The following is an 18,262-nucleotide window of genomic DNA, read 5'->3' on the forward strand; positions in this document are numbered from 1 at the left end:
CAACAAGACCGTCATGGTCCGCTGGCATGCTCGGGGCCATTTTTCGGCCCCGTGGTGGCCGGCGGCAGGTTGAACCCCCGCACGATATGCAGTTTCCCGCCGACGGCCTCGCCCAGAATCTGCAGGCGGCCGTCATCCGCGAACACGGCCACCTGCCCGTTCAGGGCGGGGTCGATGGGAATCTGCTGGCCCTGTGAGACCGCCAGGCTCTGCGCCGCGTCCAGCCGCAGCACCGGCAGCCCGGCCAAGCCCGCCGACACGGGCAGCAAAAGCGCCAGCAGGGCCTCGTCGCCCTGCGCCGCCGCGGCTTCCAGCTGTTCGACCGTCACCATGGCCGGCTCCCTGAACGGTTCCACCCACAGGCGGCGCAAGGCCGTCAGATGGGCGCCGCACCCCAGGTCCTCGCCCAGGTCCACGGCCAGGCTGCGCACGTAGGTGCCTGAGCCGCACTCCACGTACAGGGTCAGGCGGTCGTCCGTGCGGGAGAGCAGGTCGAGCCGATACACCTCGACCTCGCGCGCGGGCACGTCCACCGCCTCTCCGCGCCGCGCCTTGAGGTAAAGCGGCTCGCCATCCTGCTTGATGGCCGAATAGGCGGGAGGCACCTGGGTGATGCGTCCGCGCAGCCTGGCGAGCGCGGCCTCGATGGCGGCATCGGAGAGCACCGGCACCGGGCGCTCCAGCACGATCTCGCCTTCCAGGTCGGCCGTGCTGGTGGTGGCGCCCAGCCTGCATTCGGCCAGATAGGCCTTGCGGGAGCCCAGCAGCATGCCTGCCAGCTTGGTCGCCTCGCCAAAACACAGCGGCAGCAAGCCGGTGGCCAGCGGATCGAGCGCTCCGGTGTGGCCGCCCTTCTCCGCCCTGAAAATACCTTTGCGAACCACCTGCAAGGCGGCGTTGGAGCTCAGCCCCAGCGGCTTGTCCAGCAATACGATGCCGTGCAGGTCGCGAAAACGGATACGGCTTTTCTTCTTGCTCATGAGGTCATGCAGGCCCGCTGCCCTGCCTGGGCAACGGCGGCCTTCTCCTTGCGATCGCCTCAGTCGTCGGCGCCGTCTTCATCCGCGTCGCTGGATGGCGCAGGGCTACGCGCGCTGTCCTGGCGGAGCAGCGTTTCGATGCGCTCGCCCTTGTCGACCGAGTCATCGTACTTGAAGCGCAGCTCCGGCACGCGGCGCAGGCGCATGGAGCGCGACAGTTCGCGGCGGAACTCCACCGCCAGCTCCTTGAGCGCCTTCACGGCCTCGGCCGAGCGCTCCGGCTGCAGCGCCGTCACCCATACCGTGGCCCAGTCCAGGTCGCGGGTCACCTCCACATCGGACACGCTCACCGACGGCAGGCCGTGATCGCGCACGGCGGCATGGACCAAGAGGCCCAGTTCGCGGCGCAGCTCGGCGCCGACGCGGTCGGTACGCTTGAAATCGCGTGAAGGCATGACGCTCTCCTCAGGATGCGGCGTTCGTCCCTGAACGCGAGAGTCAAAAAGCGTCCATCCATGGACGCACTTTTCAATGAGAATCCAGCCGACCGGCGTGGCTGGTCCCGAAAACAAAGCGAGCGATGTGGGTATCCACACCGCCCGCCGATAAAACCACCGCTGGAGTGACGGCCCGATCCACGGGCCGGTCACCATTACAGCGTGCGGGCCACCTCGATACGCTCGAAGCACTCGATCTGGTCGCCGACCTTGACGTCGTTGTACTGCTTCACGGCGATACCGCATTCCATGCCGTTGCGCACTTCGTCGACCAGGTCCTTGAAGCGACGCAGCGATTCCAGTTCGCCCTGGAACACCACAGTGTTGTCGCGGAGCACGCGGATCGGCTTGCTGCGCTTGACCGTGCCTTCGATGACCATGCAACCGGCCACCGCGCCGAACTTGGAGCTGCGGAAGACTTCGCGGACCTGCGCCACGCCGATGATCTCTTCGCGCACTTCCTTGCCCAGCAGGCCCGAAGCCGCCTGCTTCACCTGGTCGATCACGTCATAGATGATCGAGAAGTAACGAACATCCAGGCCCGAGGTATCGATCACCTTGCGCGCCGAGGCATCGGCACGAACGTTGAAGCCGATGACCAGCGCCTTGGAGGCGGCGGCCAGGGTGGCGTCGGACTCGGTGATGCCACCGACGCCGGCCGCGATCACGTTGACCTTCACGTTTTCGTTGCCGATCTGGCTGAGCGACTCGCGCAGCGCCTGCACCGAACCCTGCACATCGGCCTTGACCAGGATGTTGAGCGTCTGCTGCTCGGCACCCTGACCCATCTGGGCCATGATGTCCTCGAGGCGGTTGGCCTTGCTGACCATGCGCGTTTCGCGGCGCTTGAGCTGACGCTCGGCCGCCACTTCGCGGGCCAGGCGCTCGTCGGCCACGACCACGAAGTCGTCGCCGGATTCCGGCACGCCGGACAGACCCAGCACCTGCACCGGAATCGACGGACCCGCCTCCTGCACGGTCTTGCCGTTCTCGTCGATCAGCGCGCGCATGCGGCCATACTCGATACCGCAGACGACGAAGTCGCCGCGCTTGAGCGTGCCCTGCTGCACCAGCACGGTGGCCACCGGACCGCGACCGCGGTCCAGGCTGGACTCGATCACCACGCCGGATGCCGGGCCGTCTTCGACCGCGGTCAGCTCCATCACTTCGGCCTGGACCAGGATGGCGTCGAGCAGGTCGTCGATGCCCATGCCGGTCTTGGCGGAAATCGGCACGAACGGCGTGTCGCCGCCCCACTCTTCCGGAATCACTTCCAGGTTGCCGAGGCCCTGCTTGACGTGGTCGGGATTGGCGTCCGACTTGTCCATCTTGTTGAGCGCCACGATCAGCGGCACCTTGGCGGCGCGCGCATGCTGCACGGCTTCGGCCGTCTGCGGCATGACGCCGTCATCGGCGGCCACCACCAGCACCACGATGTCGGTGGACTGCGCACCGCGCGCGCGCATCGACGTGAATGCAGCGTGGCCCGGAGTGTCCAGGAACGTGATGACGCCCTTGGGCGTTTCCACGTGGTACGCACCGATGTGCTGGGTGATGCCGCCGGCTTCGCCCGAGGCGACCTTGGTGCGGCGGATGTAGTCCAGCGTGGAGGTCTTGCCGTGGTCGACGTGGCCCATGATGGTGACCACCGGCGGACGCGGCTTCTTCTCGCCTTCCAGCTCCGCGTTCTGCGTGTGGGCAGCCAGCGCGGCTTCTGCGTTGTTCTCGCTCGCGGCCACGGCCTTGTGGCCGAGCTCTTCCACCACCAGCACGGCGGTGTCATGGTCGATGGTCTGGTTGATGGTGGCCATCACGCCCATCTTGAAGAGGGCCTTGACCACTTCCGAACCCTTGACCGCCATCTTGTTGGCAAGATCGGCGACCACATTGTTGTCGCCCACCACGACTTCGCGCACGACGGCGGCCGTCGGACGGGTGAAGCCATGCGGACCGCTGGCAGCCTGCGCGCTGGAGCGGCCCATGTCGCGGCCTGCGCCCCGGCCCGGCTTGCCGCCGCGCTTGTTGTTGCTGGAACGGCGTGCGCGATCGGCATCGCTCAGGTGCAGCTCGCCTGCGGCAAAACGCTTGCCGCCGGGGCCTTCCTCGCGCTCACGCGCATAGCGGGTCTTGTTGCTGGCGCCAGGCGCGCTGGCGGCCGCCGGAGCGGGGGCAGGCGCCGGTGCGGGCGCCGGGGCCGGAGCGGCCACCACCACCTTCTTCTCGCGGCGACGCGGCTCATGGATGCGCGGCACGATCATGCCGAGCGAGCTGTGATCGATTCGCTGCACCGGAGCGGGTTCGGCCGGTGCCGGCTTCTCCGCAGGCTCGGCGGCGACCGGCGCGGCCGGAGCCGGAGCGGACTCCTGGCGAGCGGCAGCGGCGGCCTCGGCGGCAGCCTGGCGCTCCTGCTGCTCCTTGGCGTGCGCAGCAGCTTCAGCCTCGGCCTGCTGGCGACGCTGTTCTTCTTCGGCCTCGCGCTGGCGCTGGACTTCTTCCGCGCGCTGCTGGGCTTCTTCCTGGCGGCGGCGATCGGCCTCCAGGCGCTCGTTTTCCTCGTGATCGCGCTGGGCCTGCGACTCCTGCAGCTTGCGCACGGCCTCTTCGCGCTCGACGTCGCTGCCGGCTTCTTCGGCGATGACGCTGCGCTTGACGTAGGTGCGCTTGGTGCGCACTTCGACGTTGACCGTCTTGGCGCCGCCCGCGGCGCCGCGGCCACCCGGTGTGGACAGCTTCAGCTCGCCGCGCGTGCTGCGCTTGAGCGTGATCTGGCGCGGGGACGCGGTTTCGCCCTCGGCCGGTGCGTCCTTGCCATGGCTGCGACGCAGGAAGCCCAACAGCTTCATCTTTTCGGTACTGCTGATGATCTGCTCAGGGTCCGAAAAGGACATGCCAGCCTGACTCAGCTGCGTCAGCAGCCTGTCGACGGGCACCTTCATGCTCTGGGCAAGTTGTTTGATCGTTTCACCGGACATCGTGTTCTTTCTCCGCCGTTCCCGCGCTTATCGTCCGTGCGGCCTTGCCTGCACGGCCACCACCATCCGTGGCGGAAGGCCTTCCGGCCTTCCTCGGCGCGCCCATCCAGGGCGCGGCCGCCCGCGGTTAGCCGCCCTTCTCCAGGCGCGCGATCATCGGTGCTCGCGCAGCCATGATCAGCGCTGCGGCACGCTCCTCGTCCATACCCTCGATGTCGATCAGGTCGTCAACCGCGAGGTCGGCCAGATCGTCCACCGAGACAACTTCACGCGAGGCCAGCGCGAACGCCGTCGCCTCGTCCATCCCCGGCAGGTGCAGGAGCTCTTCGGACGGCTGGTGCTCGTCGATGCTCTCTTCCACTGCCAGCGCCTCGGTCAGCAGCGCGTCGCGGGCGCGGGCGCGGAGCTCCTCGACGATGTCTTCGTCGAAGCCTTCCACGGCCAGCAGCTCGGCGCTGGGCACATAGGCGATTTCCTCGACGCTGGAGAAGCCTTCCTGCACGAGGATGCTGGCGATCTCCTGGTCCACTTCCAGCTTGTCCATGAACAGCTGGCGGGCGGCCTCCTGCTCGGCCTCGCTCTTGGCGGCGACCTGGTCCTGCGTCATTACGTTGAGCTGCCAGCCGGTGAGCTTGCTGGCGAGGCGCACGTTCTGGCCGCCGCGGCCGATGGCCTGGGACAGCTTGTCCTCGGCCACGGCGATGTCCATGGAGTGCTTCTCTTCGTCCATGATGATGGACTGCACTTCCGCCGGCGCCATGGCGTTGATGACGTATTGGGCCTGGTTCTCGTGCCACAGGATGATGTCCACGCGCTCGCCGTTGAGCTCGTTGGACACGGCCTGCACGCGCGAACCGCGCATGCCGATGCAGGCGCCGATGGGATCGGTGCGCGAATCGTGCGCGACCACGGCGATCTTGGCGCGGTCACCCGGGTCGCGGGCGCAGCCCTTGATCTCCACCAGGCCCTGGCCGACTTCCGGCACTTCGAGCTTGAACAGCTCGATCATGAACTCCGGCGCGGCGCGCGACACGAACAGCTGCGGGCCGCGGGCTTCCGAGCGCACTTCGTAGAGGTAGCCGCGGACGCGGTCGCCAACGCGGGCCGACTCGCGCGGAATGGTCTTGTCGCGCGGGATGAAAGCCTCGGCGTTGCTGCCCAGGTCCAGGTAGACGTTGCCGCGCTCGACGCGCTTGACGATGCCGGTGACCAGCTCGCCCACGCGCTCGCGGAAGGCATCCACCACCTGCATGCGCTCGGCTTCGCGCACGCGCTGCACGATCACCTGCTTGGCGGCCTGCGCGGCGATGCGGCCGAATTCGGCGTTTTCGATCTGCGTCTCGATGTATTCGCCGACCTCGGCGCCTTCGCGCTCGTCGACGGCATCCATCAGACGGATCTGGTGGAACGGCGATTCCATCTCGCCGTCATCGGCGATGATTTCCCAACGGCGGAAGGTCTCGTAGTCGCCGCTGTGACGGTCGATGACCACGCGGATATCCGGATCTTCGTCCGGATAGCGCTTCTTGGCCGCGGACGCGAGCGCCGCTTCCATGGCCTGGAAAATCACTTCGCGCGGCACGCCCTTTTCGTTGGCAACCGCGTCAACCACCAGCAAAAGTTCTTTGCTCATTGCAGCAACTCCGTAGACGCCACCGGCGTCCCATCGGTTTCGATTGATTTACTTCGTGGCCTTCTTGCCCGGCTTCTTGCCCGGCTTGGGCTGCGGCACGTAACCGAGCGCCACCCAGTCGGGCACCACGCGCGCGCTTTCCACCGCGTCGTGGTCGAACTCGAAGGTCTTGCCTTCGGCTTCCAGCGAAATCCGCTCGCCGTTCACCGACACCACCTTGCCGCGCAGGCGACGGCGCCCTTCCAGCGGCGCCTTCAGCAGAATCTTCACTTCCCCGCCCGTCACCTTGGCGAACTGCGCCGCGGTGAACAGCGGGCGGTCGATGCCCGGCGAGGAAACTTCCAGCACGTAGTGCCCCGGAATCGGGTCTTCCACGTCCAGCATGGCCGACAGTTCGCGACTCGCCGCTTCGCAGTCGTCCAGATTGACCTCGCGGCCCTCGGTGTCGAGGTAGACGCGCAGGGTACTCTGCCCCTGCGACGGGGTGAACTCCACGCCGATGCATTCCAGCCCCAGATCGGCCAGAACTTCCGTAAAGCGTTGAGCCAATGCCTGCGTATCCATGATTCGCCTATCGTTACCGGTCGCCAGAAACAAAAAATGGGCTCAAGCGGCCCATTCCCTGCTCTTGAAAAGAGCGCACTCGCCGATGTCCCGACCCATCCAGACTCTTCCGGGGCACCCCACCGGCAGCATCGAAGCCACCTGTGACATACGTGCGACGCTTCCTTGCGCCCAACAAAAAAGCCTCACGAGGAGGCTTTCTTGTTCTAAGAAAGATCTGGTAGCGGGGGTAGGATTCGAACCTACGACCTTCGGGTTATGAGCCCGACGAGCTGCCAGACTGCTCCACCCCGCATCAGAGTCCGGAAATATTAGCGAGATGGCCGAATTCTTGCAAGCCTTTTCCCGAAAATAATTTCACATTCACTGACAAGACATCGTGACGACATGAGGTCGTCACGATGCTTTTTCAACCGACGAAAACGCTCCGGCACCAGCCGAACAGCGGGCCCCAGACGATGCCGAGCACCAGCAGCGCCAGCACGTTCAACGACAGCACCAGGCGCACCGAGGCGTCCTTCTGCAGATGCACTTCGGCGCCCTCGACCGGCTTGTCGAAGTACATCACCTTGACCACGCGCAGGTAGTAGTAGAGGCCGATGATGGCGAACACGGCGCCCACGATGGCCAGCCACAGGAAGCCGGCGTTGATCGCGGCCTGGAACACCAGCAGCTTGCCGAAGAAGCCGAACAGCGGCGGCACGCCGGCCAGCGAGAACATCACCAGCATCATCAGGAACGCAGCCCACGGCGAGCGCTGGTTCAGGCCCTTGAGATCGTCGATCTCTTCGCACTCGAAACCGGCACGGGCCAGGGCCAGGATGATGCCGAAGGCGGCGGCGCCGGTCAGCGCGTAGCTGATGGCGTAGAACAGCGCGGCGGCGTAACCCTCGGGGCCGGCGTTGACCAGGCCCACCAGCAGGTAACCCATGTGCGAGATGGTCGAATAGGCCAGCAGGCGCTTCAGGTTGCTCTGCACCAGGGCGACGATGTTGCCGATGGCCAGCGACAGCACGGCCAGGCAGGCCAGCATGAGCTGCCAGTGGTTGGCCAGGTCGCCCAAGCCGGAGGCCAGCAGGCGATAGGCCATGCCGAACGCGGCCAGCTTCGGCGCGGAGCCGATGAAGATGGTCACCGCCGTCGGCGAGCCCTGGTACACGTCCGGAATCCACATGTGGAACGGCGCGGCGCCCAGCTTGAAGCCAATGCCCACGATCATGAAGATCAGGCCGAACACCAGCAGGTGCGGCATGTTCGTGTGGGTGGCGGCCATGTGCAGGTGGGCCAGGTCCAGCGTCTGGGTGGCGCCGTACACCATCGACATGCCGTACAGCAGCATGCCCGAGGCCAGCGCGCCGAGCACGAAGTACTTGATGGCCGCTTCGGAGGACAGACGCGAATCACGGTTCAGTGCGACCAGCGCGTACGACGACAGCGTCAGCAGTTCCAGACCCAGGTACACCGTGATCAGGTTGCCGGCCGATACCAGCAGCATGATGCCGATCACCGCGAAGATGGTCAGCGTGTAGAACTCGCCCACGAACAGCTTGCGGTCCTGCAGGTAGGGCTTGGCGTAGACGAACACCAGCACCGTGCTCAGCAGCGCGAAGACCTTGAGGATCTCCGACACCCCGTCGCGGATGAACATGCCGCTGAAGGCGGTCACGGGCTGGCTCGGCTGGCCGGCGACCACCAGGTAGATGGCCACCAGCAGCACGGCGATGGACAGCCAGTGCAGCATCGGGCGCTGCTCGGGCTTCATGAAGGCATCCAGCAACAGCAGCAAGCACGCCGCCGCCACCAGATAGAACTCCGGCAACAGGATCAGAATGTCATTGAGATTCGGCATGATCGGTCCTGCTTAGATCTTGTGATTGCCAAGCTGCGTGACCAGCTGCGACACCGAAGCGTCCATCAGGTGGATCAGCGGCTGCGGCCAGACGCCCAGGGCCAGCACGGCCGCGGCGAAGGCACCCAGAACGAACCACTCGCGGCCATTGATGTCCTTCATCTCCGCCACGTGCGGGTTGGTGATGTCGCCCCACAGCACGCGCTTGACCATGTACAGCGTGTAGGCCGCGCCGATGATCAGGGTGAAGGCGGCGAAGAACGCGATCCACGGATTGGCCTGGAAGCTGGCCAGGATCACCTGGAACTCGCCCACGAAACCGCTGGTACCCGGCAGGCCACTGTTGGCCATGGCGAACAGCACGTAGAAGAAGCCGAACCACGGCATTACGTTGATGACGCCACCGTAATCCTTGATCTGGCGGGTGTGCAGTCGGTCGTACATCACGCCGATGCACGAGAACATCGCGCCCGACACGAAGCCGTGCGAAATCATCTGCACCATCGCGCCCTGCATGCCCAGCTTCGCGGCATCCAGGTTGTTGGTGCCGCGCACCAGCATGAAGGCGATGAAGATGCCCAGGGTCACGAAGCCCATGTGGGCGACGGACGAGTACGCCACCAGCTTCTTCATGTCCTCCTGCACCAGCGCGATGTAGCCGATGTAGACCACCGCCACCAGGCTGAGGCCGATCACCACCCACGCATACGCGTCGGCAGCATCCGGCGTGATGGGCAGCGAGAAACGCAGGAAACCGTAGCCGCCGATCTTCAGCATCACTGCGGCCAGCACCACCGAACCGCCGGTGGGCGCTTCCACGTGGGCGTCCGGCAGCCAGGTGTGCACCGGCACCATCGGCACCTTCACCGCGAAGGCGATGAGGAAGGCGAAGAACAGCCAGGTCTGCTCCTTCATCGACAGCGGCAGGCTCGCCAGCGTCGCCAGGTCGAAGGTGTGCGCCTGCAGGTACAGGTAGATCAGGCCCACCAGCATGAAGATGGAGCCGAAGAACGTGTAGATGAAGAACTTCAGCGTGGCGTACACGCGACGCGGACCACCCCAGACACCGATGAGGATGAACATCGGGATCAGCATGGCCTCGAAGAACACGTAGAACAGCAACGCGTCGGTGGCGCAGAACACGCCGATCATCAGGCCCTCGAGCACCAGCATGGCGGCCATGTACTGGTGCGGATTGGTCTGAATGACCTCCCAGGCGCCGACGATCACCAGGATGCCGACGAAGGTGGTGAGCAGGATCAGCGCGACGGAGATGCCGTCGACGCCAAGGCTATAGTTCACCCCGAGCGAGGCGATCCACACGTGGTTCTCGAGCAGTTGCTTGGCGCTGTCGGCCGCGTTGAACTGCGACAGCAGGCCAAGGCTGGCCACGAACGTTGCGATGGCCACCAGCAGCGAGATCCAGCGCGCCGCATTGGGACGACCGGAGCCGGCGAGCAGCACGGGGATGGCGCCCAGGATGGGGAGCCAGATCAGCAGGCTGAGCAAATGATTGAACATGGAGCAGGTTCCCTTATTGCCCGACCAGCCAATACCCGCCGAGCAGCAGGATAAGGCCGAGAATCATCGCGAAGGCATAGTGATAGAGGTAACCGGACTGCAGGCGACGCACGCCACCCGCGATGCGGTCCACCAGACTCGCCGAACCATTGATCAGCACACCGTCGATCACCGCCGCATCGCCGCCCTTCCACAGGACACGACCCAGCGCCATGCCGCCACGGGCAAAGACGATGTAGTACACCGCGTCAAACCAGTACTTGTGGTTGAGCACGTTGTAGATCGGCTTCAGCGCACTCTTGATGCGATCGGCCACGGACGGGTTGAACAGGTAGATGTAGGTCTGGATGGCGAACGCCGCCAGCACCAGGAAGAACGGCAGCTGCGTGAAGCCATGCAGGCCGGCGGACGCCCAGTCGTGGAACTCTTTGCCCAGCTCGCCGAGCACGTTGTTCGCTTCGTTGACGTGGATGGCCGAACCGAACCACTCGCCGAACAGCATCGGCTTCACCGCCAGCGCACCCACGATGATGGACGGGATCGCCAGCAGGATCAGCGGCAGCGTCACCACCCACGGCGACTCCTTCGGCGTATCGTGCATGATGCCCGGCTCGTGATGGCCGTGGTCGTCCTTGTGCGAGACGTGATGATGTTCGTCGTGCGCGTCGTGACCGGCATGCGCGTAATCGTCGTGACCGTGACCATGACCGTGGCCATGATCGTGCACCACCACGAAGCGCTCCTTGCCGTGGAAGGTCAGGTACATCTGGCGGAAGGTGTACAGCGCGGTGACGAAGGCGCCGGCCATCACGCAGAAGTACGCGTAGCTGGCGCCCAGGCGATGCGACTCGCCCACGGCTTCGATGATGGCGTCCTTCGAATAGAAGCCCGCGAAGAACGGCACGCCGCACAGCGCCAGCGAACCGATCCACATGGTGATCCAGGTGATCGGCATGTACTTGCGCAGGCCGCCCATGTAGCGCATGTCCTGCTCATGGTGCATGGCGATGATCACCGAGCCCGCGCCCAGGAACAGCAGCGCCTTGAAGAAGGCGTGGGTCATCAGGTGGAACACGGCGCCGGCATAGGCCGACACACCCAGCGCTACCGTCATGTAGCCCAGCTGCGACAGCGTGGAGTACGCGACGACGCGCTTGATGTCGTTCTGCACGATGCCGATCAGGCCGGTGAACAGCGCGCCGGTGGCGCCGATGATCATCACGAAGCTGAGCGCGGTCTCCGACAGTTCGAAGATCGGCGACATGCGGGCCACCATGAAGATGCCGGCGGTCACCATGGTCGCAGCGTGGATCAGCGCCGAGATCGGGGTCGGGCCTTCCATCGAATCCGGCAGCCACACATGCAGCGGCACCTGGGCGGACTTGCCCATCGCGCCGACGAACAGGCAGATGCAGATGACCGTGGCGGCATCCCAATGCGTGTTCTGCGTGATCTGCAGCGTCTTGCCCACCAGGGTCGACGCGGCGGCGAAGGCCGTGGCGTAGTCCAGCGTGTTGAGGAAGTACAGCACGCCGGCGATGCCCAGCAGGAAGCCGAAGTCACCCACGCGGTTGACCAGGAAGGCCTTGAGGTTGGCGAAGATCGCCGTGGGGCGCTTGTACCAGAAGCCGATCAGCAGGTACGACACCAGGCCCACCGCTTCCCAGCCGAAGAACAGCTGCATGAAGTTGTTGCTCATCACGAGCATCAACATCGAGAAGGTGAACAGCGAGATGTAGCTGAAGAAGCGCTGGTAGCCCGGGTCATCGGCCATGTAGCCGATGGTGTAGACGTGCACCAGCAGCGACACGAAGGTCACCACCACCATCATCATGGCGGTCAGGCGATCGATCATGAAGCCGACGTGGGCGCTGTAGTGGCCGATGTCGAACCAGGTGTAGATGTTCTGGTTGTAGACCGGCGCACCGCCCGCGGTGATCTGGTACAGCACGTAGAACGACAGGCCGCAGGCCACCGCCACGCCAAGGATGGTCGCGGTGTGGGCGCCGGCCCGGCCGATGAAGCGGCCAAAGAAACCCGCCAGCACGCATCCGACGAGCGGCGCGAGGGCGATGGTCAGCAGGATGGAGGTAGAAAGTTCCACGGGGTCAGCCCTTCATGCTGTCGATTTCGGCGACGTTGATGGTGCTGCGGTTACGGAACAGCAGGACCAGGATCGCCAGGCCGATGGCGGTTTCCGCCGCGGCCACGGTAAGGATGAAGAACACGAACACCTGCCCCGCCACGTCGTTGTTGAAACGCGAGAACGCGACGAAGTTGATGTTCACCGCCAGCAGCATCAGCTCGATCGACATCAACAGCACGATGACGTTCTTGCGGTTGATGAAGAGACTGGCCAGGGCGATGCAGAACAGCACCGCGCCGAGCACGATGAAGTGCGAAAGCGTGATCATGGGGTGGTCTCCTTGCCCGGTGCCGGCTGCGGCGCGACGGGAACTTCCGCCGCCATCTTCACCACGCGTACGCGGTCACGCGCATTGACGCGGACCTGCTGCGAAGCCTGCTGGTGACGCACGCCGCTGCGCTGGCGCAGGGTCAGCACGACTGCCGCGACCACGCCCACCGTGAGGATCAGCGCAGCGATTTCGAACGGCAGCAGGAACTGGGTGTAGAGCGCCTGGCCCAGCCATGCGGTGTTGGACACCGGCACGCCATCCAAGGTGGCCGGGTTGGCGCCCATCACCGTCTCGTGCATGGCGCGCACGCCGATGAGGCCGAGCATTTCGCCCAGCATGACCAGGGCCACGATGATGCCGACCGGCAGGTACTTGATGAAGCCTTCTCTCACCTGCTCCTGCTTGATGTCCAGCATCATCACTACGAACAGGAACAGCACCATCACCGCGCCCACGTAGACCACGATGAGGGCGATGGCGAGGAACTCGGCCTCGGCCAGCAGCCAGATGCAGGCGGTGCTGAAGAAGGTCAGCACCAGCGAGAGCACGGCATGCACCGAGTTGCGCAGCGTGATCACGCCCAGCGCGGCCACCACGGTGACGGCCGCGAAGGCATAGAAACACACGAGTTGGAACATATTCGGATCGATCATGATGTCCCGTCCTCAGCGATACGCGGCGTCTTGAGCGCGGTTGGCCGCGATTTCGGCTTCGAAGCGATCGCCGATGGCGAGCAGCTGCGGCTTGGTCACCACGTTCTCGCCACGCTGCTCGAAGTGGTACTCGTGGATGTGCGTCTCGACGATCGAGTCGACCGGGCAGCTCTCCTCGCAGAAACCGCAGAAGATGCACTTGAACAGGTCGATGTCGTAGCGCGTGGTGCGGCGCTGGCCGTCGCTTTCACGCGGGGCCGAGTCGATGGTGATGGCCAGGGCCGGGCACACCGCCTCGCACAGCTTGCACGCGATGCAGCGCTCCTCGCCGTTGGCGTAGCGGCGCAGCGCATGCAGGCCGCGGAAGCGGTTGGACTTGGGGATGTGCTCCATCGGGTAGCGCATCGTGTACTTCGGGCTGAACATGTATCGCATGGTCAGGCCCAAGCCCTTGAACAGCTCGATGAGCAGCAGGCTCTTGAAATAGTGAGTAACGCGGGACATGGTTTTCTTCAGCCTCCCGTGCCGACGGTGACCCAGCCGAAATACTTCATGCAGCCGGCGACGAGGACCCAGACGATGGTGATGGGAATGAACACCTTCCAGCCCAGACGCATGATCTGGTCATAGCGGTAACGCGGGAAGCTGGCGCGGAACCACAGGAACAGGAAGGCAAACACGAACACCTTGGCGAACAGCCAGAACACGCTGTCCGTGCCGAGGAAACCCCACGAGGCGGGGAACGGCGACAGCCAGCCGCCCAGGAACAGGATCGAGGCCAGGAAGCTGACCAGGATCATGTTGGCGTATTCGGCCAGGAAGAACAGCGCGAACGCCGAGCCCGAATATTCCACGTGGAAGCCGGCGACGATTTCCGACTCGCCTTCCGCCACGTCGAACGGCGCGCGGTTGGTTTCGGCCACGCCCGAGATGAAGTAGATGACGAAGACCGGCAGCAACGGCCACATGAACCACTCGAAGACGCCCTTCGAACCGGCCTGGGCATGCACGATGTCGGTGAGGTTCAGCGAACCGGCCAGCACCAGCACGCAGACCAGGCACAGGCCCATGGCCAGTTCGTACGAGATCACCTGCGCGGCGGAGCGCATGGCACCCAGCAACGCATAGCGCGAGTTGGAGGCCCAGCCGGCGAGGATAATGCCGTACACGCCCAGCGAGGTCATCGCCAGCAGGTACAGCAGGCCCGCGTTGACGTTGGCCAGCACCAGCTTGTCGTTGAACGGGATCACCGCCCAGGCCGCCAGCGCCGGGATCAGGGCGATCAAGGGCGCCATGTAATACAGGGCCTTGTTCGCGCTGGTCGGCAGGATCACTTCCTTCAGCAGCAGCTTGGTGACGTCCGCGAAGGCCTGCAGAAGACCGAAGGGACCGACCTTGTTGGGTCCCATGCGCACGTGCATCCAGCCGAGCACCTTGCGCTCCCACCACACGTACAGCGCCACGGTGACCACCAGCGGCAGGACGATGGCCAGGATGCCCAGGACGGGCCAGAGAACCTGGTTGATTAGCTGTTCGCCCATGTGCTTACGCCTTGCTCAGGGTGAGGGCTGCGCCATACGGCGGCAGCGTGACAGTGTCTTCGTGCGCGGCTTCGATCCATGCCGCGCCATCGGGCACGGTCACGTCGATCACCAGCGGCAGCACCGCGTCGGCGACACGCACGGCATCGCCCTCGCCCAGGCCCTGGCGCTTGGCTTCGTCCGCGTTGATGCGGACGGCCGGCGCACGGTTGAGCGGGTGCTTGCTGAGCGCGGTGGCGCGGCGGAGCACGGCATCGGTGCGGTAAATCGGCCAGGTGGCGAGGCGGCTGAGGCCGCCCGCTGCCGGGCGTGAGGCCAGCTCGGCACGCGGCTGGCTGCCGCGCTCGCTGATGCCTTCGCGCAGGCCGGCCAGGTCATCGAACTCGAAGCCGGCCACCTTCAGGATGCCGCCAAGCGCGCGCAGCACCTTCCAGCCCGGACGCGCGTCGCCCGACGCCTTCGCACCGGCGGCTACGCTCTGCGACAGGCCGTCGACATTGACCAGCGTGCCGTCGATTTCCGGCAGCAGGCCGATCGGCAGGATCACGTCGGCCACCTCACGCAGCGCATCGCTGGCGTAGGCGGAGAACGCGACCACCTTCTGGGCGCCCTTGGTTGCCTTGAGGAAAGCCGCGCCGTCGGCCACGTCCTGCGGCTCCACGCCGTACAGCACGTAGCCCTTGCGCGGCTGGGCCAGCATGGCCTGCGCATCGAGGCCGCCGTTGCCCGGCAGCACGCCGACACGGCCCAGGCCCACGGCATTCGCGCCCACCGGCAGTTCGTTGTAGCCAGCGCCCGTTGCCTGCGCGATGAACTGCGCGACCGCGCGCAGCCACGAAGCCTGCGGATGCGTGACGGCGGCTTCGCCGAGGATGACCACCGCGCTGCCGCTCTTGAGCTGGGCAATCGCGTCCTTGTCGCCCTGGTCGGTCGACGCGCCGTTGATCGCATCGGCCAGCGCGGCGGGAGCGGCGGCGCCCGCTTCGACGGCGGCCTTGGCCAGCGCCAGCAGCGCATCGACCAGCGCCTGCGGCGCCACGATGGCTTCGCCGGTCAGATGATAGTTGAAGTTGAAGCTCGCCGGATTGACGGCGTAGACCTTGGCGCCCTTCTTCACCGCCTGATGGATGCGGTGGTTGACCAGCGGCATTTCGTGGCGCAGGTCGGAGCCGACCAGCAGCGCGGCCTTGACCTTGTCCAGCTCCGCCACCGGCTTGCCGAACGGCTTGGCCACGGCGTTGTCGGCAAAGTCGAGCTGGCGCACGCGATGGTCGACATGCGCGCTGCCGAGGCCGCGGGCAAGACGGACCAGCAGGTCGCCTTCCTCATTGGTGGTGGCCGGATGCACCAGCACGCCCAGTTCGCTGCCCGGCACGGCCTTCAGCGTTTCGGCGGCGGCGCCCAGGGCGTCGTCCCACGTGGTGGTGACCCACTGGCCGTTGCGCTTGACCTGGGGCGCGTGCACGCGGTCGGCCGCGTACAGACCCTGGTGGCTGTAGCGGTCACGGTCCGAGAGCCAGCACTCGTTGATGGTTTCGTTGTCGCGCGGCACCGTGCGCAGCACCTCGCCGCGGCGCGTATGCAGCCACAGGTTGGAGCCCAGCGCATCGTGGTAGGCGACGGACGCCTTGGCCACCAGCTCCCAGGCGCGGGCCTGGAACTGGAACGGCTTGTTGGTCAGCGCGCCCACCGGGCAGACGTCGATGATGTTGCCCGACAGTTCCGTCTCGATGGTCTTGCCGATATAGGTGCCGATCTGCAGGTTGTCGCCGCGGCTCATGCCGCCGAGCTCGTAGGTGCCAGCGATTTCGCTGGTGAAGCGCACGCAGCGCGTGCACTGGATGCAACGCGTCATCTCGGTGGCGACCAGCGGGCCGAGGTTCTCGTCCGCGATGGTGCGCTTGCGCTCGGTGTAGCGTGACACGCTGCGGCCATAGCCCAGCGCGACGTCCTGCAGTTCGCACTCGCCGCCCTGATCGCAGATCGGGCAATCCAGCGGGTGGTTGATCAGCAGGAACTCCATGACGTCCTTCTGATACTTCAAGGCGACGTCGGTACGGGTCTTCACCTTCATGCCTTCGGCCACCGGGGTGGCGCAGGCCGGCTGAGGCTTGGGCATGGGCTTACCGCCCATTTCCACTTCCACCAGGCACATGCGGCAGTTGGCGGCGATGGGCAGCTTGCGGTGATAGCAGAAACGCGGGATGGCGATGCCGATGGCGTCGGCCGCCTCGATGATCATGGCGCCCTTGCGGATCTGCGTGGGCTTGCCATCGACCTCGATGTTCACCAGGTCAAGATTGGGTGCAGCGGGCTGCGCACTCATGCGGCGGCTCCAAGCTTGTCGTCGACAATGGAGCGACCATTGACGATGTAGTACTCGAATTCATCCCAGAACTGGCGCAGGAAGCCCTGCACCGGCCACGCGGCGGCTTCGCCGAACGCGCAGATGGTGTGGCCTTCGATCTGGCCGGCAATGGCCTTGAGGCGGTGCAGGTCGTCCATCGTGCCTTGGCCGGCAACGATGCGGTCCAGCACGCGGTGCATCCAGCCGGTGCCTTCGCGGCACGGCGTGCACTGGCCGCAGCTTTCCTTGTGAAAGAACTGCGAAATGCGGCGGGTGAAGCGGACCGTGCAGACGGTGTCGTCGAGCACCACGATGGCGCCCGAGCCCAGGCCCGTCTTGAGGTCGCGCAGGGTGTCGTAGTCGAACGGCAGGCCCTTGAGCTGCTCCGCGCGCAGCACCGGCATGGACACGCCGCCCGGGATCGCACCCTTCAGCGTGCGGCCCGGACGCAGGCCGCCGGCCATTTCCAGCAGTTCGTCGAAGGTGGTGCCCAGCGGCACCTCGAAGTTGCCGCCCTTCTGCACGCAACCGGAGACCGAGAAGATCTTCGGGCCACCGTTCTTGGTCTTGCTCTGCGCCAGGAACCAGTCCGCCCCTTTGCGCAGGATGGCCGGCACCGAGGCGTAGGTTTCGGTGTTGTTGATGGTGCTGGGCTTGCCGTACAGGCCGAAGTTGGCCGGGAACGGCGGCTTGAAGCGCGGCTGGCCCTTCTTGCCTTCCAGCGATTCCATCAGCGCGGTTTCCTCGCCGCAGATGTAGGCGCCGGCGCCGAGCGCGCCATAGATGTCGACGTTGATGCCGGTGCCCTGGATGTTCTTGCCCAGCAGGCCGGCAGCGTACGCTTCCTTCAGCGCCTCTTCGAAGTGCTCGAACGGCTCGTGATGGAACTCGCCACGCAGGTAGTTGTAGGCGACGGTGGAACCCGTGCAATAGCACGCGATCGCCATGCCCTCGATCACTGCATGCGGGTTGAAGCGCAGGATGTCGCGGTCCTTGCAGGTGCCCGGCTCCGACTCGTCGGAGTTGCAGAGGATGTACTTCTGCATGTCGCCCTTGGGCATGAAGGACCACTTCAGGCCGGTCGGGAAGCCCGCGCCGCCGCGGCCGCGCAGGTTCGACTTCTTGATCTCTTCGATCAGCGCGTTCGGGTCGGGCTTCTCGGCGAGGATCTTCTTCCACGCTTCATAACCACCGACCTGGGTGTAGCTGTCCATCGCCCACGGCTTGTCGAAATGCAGCGTGGTGTAGACGACCTGATGTTCTTTGGGTGCGGGTCCGTAAGCCATGT

The 18,262-nt window shown here is 65.4% G+C and carries 14 protein-coding genes and 1 tRNA gene; all 15 read right to left on the reverse strand.

Annotated elements, in window-relative coordinates:
- Nucleotides 1-11: 11 nt before the first annotated feature.
- The 15 genes from truB to nuoF all read right to left on the reverse strand — a co-directional run bounded on the left by truB (nucleotide 12) and on the right by nuoF (nucleotide 18,260).
- Nucleotides 12-980 (reverse strand): tRNA pseudouridine(55) synthase TruB, encoded by a 969-nt coding sequence (gene truB, locus BDW41_RS05330; protein WP_074550988.1) that lies wholly within the window; start codon nucleotides 978-980, stop codon nucleotides 12-14.
- 59 nt (nucleotides 981-1,039) lie between these two features.
- On the reverse strand, nucleotides 1,040-1,435 hold the full coding sequence (gene rbfA, locus BDW41_RS05335) for a 30S ribosome-binding factor RbfA (protein WP_074550986.1): 396 nt from the start codon (nucleotides 1,433-1,435) through the stop codon (nucleotides 1,040-1,042).
- Between the two features lie 197 nt (nucleotides 1,436-1,632).
- The gene (infB, locus tag BDW41_RS05340) at nucleotides 1,633-4,449 is read right to left on the reverse strand and encodes a translation initiation factor IF-2 (RefSeq protein WP_074550984.1); all 2,817 of its coding nucleotides are present in this window, start codon (nucleotides 4,447-4,449) and stop codon (nucleotides 1,633-1,635) included.
- 127 nt (nucleotides 4,450-4,576) lie between these two features.
- Nucleotides 4,577-6,082 (reverse strand): transcription termination factor NusA, encoded by a 1,506-nt coding sequence (gene nusA / locus BDW41_RS05345; protein WP_074550982.1) that lies wholly within the window; start codon nucleotides 6,080-6,082, stop codon nucleotides 4,577-4,579.
- A 48-nt stretch (nucleotides 6,083-6,130) separates the two neighbouring features.
- Complete coding sequence (gene rimP, locus BDW41_RS05350; RefSeq protein ID WP_074550980.1) at nucleotides 6,131-6,646, reverse strand: ribosome maturation factor RimP; 516 nt, start codon at nucleotides 6,644-6,646, stop codon at nucleotides 6,131-6,133.
- Nucleotides 6,647-6,864: 218 nt separating this feature from the next.
- Nucleotides 6,865-6,941 (reverse strand) — tRNA-Met (locus BDW41_RS05355).
- A gap of 114 nt (nucleotides 6,942-7,055) precedes the next feature.
- Nucleotides 7,056-8,495 (reverse strand): NADH-quinone oxidoreductase subunit NuoN, encoded by a 1,440-nt coding sequence (gene nuoN, locus BDW41_RS05360; RefSeq protein ID WP_074550979.1) that lies wholly within the window; start codon nucleotides 8,493-8,495, stop codon nucleotides 7,056-7,058.
- 12 nt (nucleotides 8,496-8,507) lie between these two features.
- On the reverse strand, nucleotides 8,508-10,016 hold the full coding sequence (locus BDW41_RS05365) for an NADH-quinone oxidoreductase subunit M (RefSeq protein ID WP_074550977.1): 1,509 nt from the start codon (nucleotides 10,014-10,016) through the stop codon (nucleotides 8,508-8,510).
- A gap of 13 nt (nucleotides 10,017-10,029) precedes the next feature.
- Nucleotides 10,030-12,120 (reverse strand): NADH-quinone oxidoreductase subunit L, encoded by a 2,091-nt coding sequence (nuoL, locus tag BDW41_RS05370; protein WP_074550975.1) that lies wholly within the window; start codon nucleotides 12,118-12,120, stop codon nucleotides 10,030-10,032.
- Between the two features lie 4 nt (nucleotides 12,121-12,124).
- On the reverse strand, nucleotides 12,125-12,430 hold the full coding sequence (nuoK, locus tag BDW41_RS05375; RefSeq protein ID WP_074550973.1) for an NADH-quinone oxidoreductase subunit NuoK: 306 nt from the start codon (nucleotides 12,428-12,430) through the stop codon (nucleotides 12,125-12,127).
- The gene (locus BDW41_RS05380) at nucleotides 12,427-13,086 is read right to left on the reverse strand and encodes an NADH-quinone oxidoreductase subunit J (protein WP_074550971.1); all 660 of its coding nucleotides are present in this window, start codon (nucleotides 13,084-13,086) and stop codon (nucleotides 12,427-12,429) included. The genes nuoK and BDW41_RS05380 overlap by 4 nt, the downstream gene beginning before the upstream one ends.
- Nucleotides 13,087-13,098: 12 nt before the next feature.
- Nucleotides 13,099-13,590, reverse strand: a complete 492-nt coding sequence (gene nuoI / locus BDW41_RS05385; protein WP_074550970.1) for an NADH-quinone oxidoreductase subunit NuoI — start codon at nucleotides 13,588-13,590, stop codon at nucleotides 13,099-13,101.
- Between the two features lie 8 nt (nucleotides 13,591-13,598).
- On the reverse strand, nucleotides 13,599-14,627 hold the full coding sequence (nuoH, locus tag BDW41_RS05390) for an NADH-quinone oxidoreductase subunit NuoH (protein ID WP_074550968.1): 1,029 nt from the start codon (nucleotides 14,625-14,627) through the stop codon (nucleotides 13,599-13,601).
- 4 nt (nucleotides 14,628-14,631) lie between these two features.
- Nucleotides 14,632-16,953, reverse strand: a complete 2,322-nt coding sequence (gene nuoG / locus BDW41_RS05395; protein WP_074550967.1) for an NADH-quinone oxidoreductase subunit NuoG — start codon at nucleotides 16,951-16,953, stop codon at nucleotides 14,632-14,634.
- Entirely contained in the window at nucleotides 16,950-18,260 is a 1,311-nt protein-coding gene (gene nuoF / locus BDW41_RS05400) for an NADH-quinone oxidoreductase subunit NuoF (protein ID WP_074550965.1), read from the reverse strand. The genes nuoG and nuoF overlap by 4 nt, the downstream gene beginning before the upstream one ends.
- Between the last annotated feature and the right edge of the window lie 2 nt (nucleotides 18,261-18,262).

Source organism: Dyella sp. AtDHG13 (assembly GCF_003201105.1).
GTDB lineage: Bacteria > Pseudomonadota > Gammaproteobacteria > Xanthomonadales > Rhodanobacteraceae > Dyella > Dyella jiangningensis_B.

What these genes read in the sequence shown, in the direction of transcription:
- nusA (WP_074550982.1), bottom strand. Translation starts at nt 6,082, where the DNA reads ATGAGCAAAGAACTTTTGCTGGTGGTTGACGCGGTTGCCAACGAAAAG.
- BDW41_RS05380 (WP_074550971.1), bottom strand. Translation starts at nt 13,086, where the DNA reads ATGATCGATCCGAATATGTTCCAACTCGTGTGTTTCTATGCCTTCGCG.
- nuoK (WP_074550973.1), bottom strand. Translation starts at nt 12,430, where the DNA reads ATGATCACGCTTTCGCACTTCATCGTGCTCGGCGCGGTGCTGTTCTGC.
- BDW41_RS05365 (WP_074550977.1), bottom strand. Translation starts at nt 10,016, where the DNA reads ATGTTCAATCATTTGCTCAGCCTGCTGATCTGGCTCCCCATCCTGGGC.
- rbfA (WP_074550986.1), bottom strand. Translation starts at nt 1,435, where the DNA reads ATGCCTTCACGCGATTTCAAGCGTACCGACCGCGTCGGCGCCGAGCTG.
- nuoF (WP_074550965.1), bottom strand. Translation starts at nt 18,260, where the DNA reads ATGGCTTACGGACCCGCACCCAAAGAACATCAGGTCGTCTACACCACG.
- nuoI (WP_074550970.1), bottom strand. Translation starts at nt 13,590, where the DNA reads ATGTCCCGCGTTACTCACTATTTCAAGAGCCTGCTGCTCATCGAGCTG.
- infB (WP_074550984.1), bottom strand. Translation starts at nt 4,449, where the DNA reads ATGTCCGGTGAAACGATCAAACAACTTGCCCAGAGCATGAAGGTGCCC.
- nuoH (WP_074550968.1), bottom strand. Translation starts at nt 14,627, where the DNA reads ATGGGCGAACAGCTAATCAACCAGGTTCTCTGGCCCGTCCTGGGCATC.
- truB (WP_074550988.1), bottom strand. Translation starts at nt 980, where the DNA reads ATGAGCAAGAAGAAAAGCCGTATCCGTTTTCGCGACCTGCACGGCATC.
- rimP (WP_074550980.1), bottom strand. Translation starts at nt 6,646, where the DNA reads ATGGATACGCAGGCATTGGCTCAACGCTTTACGGAAGTTCTGGCCGAT.
- nuoN (WP_074550979.1), bottom strand. Translation starts at nt 8,495, where the DNA reads ATGCCGAATCTCAATGACATTCTGATCCTGTTGCCGGAGTTCTATCTG.
- nuoG (WP_074550967.1), bottom strand. Translation starts at nt 16,953, where the DNA reads ATGAGTGCGCAGCCCGCTGCACCCAATCTTGACCTGGTGAACATCGAG.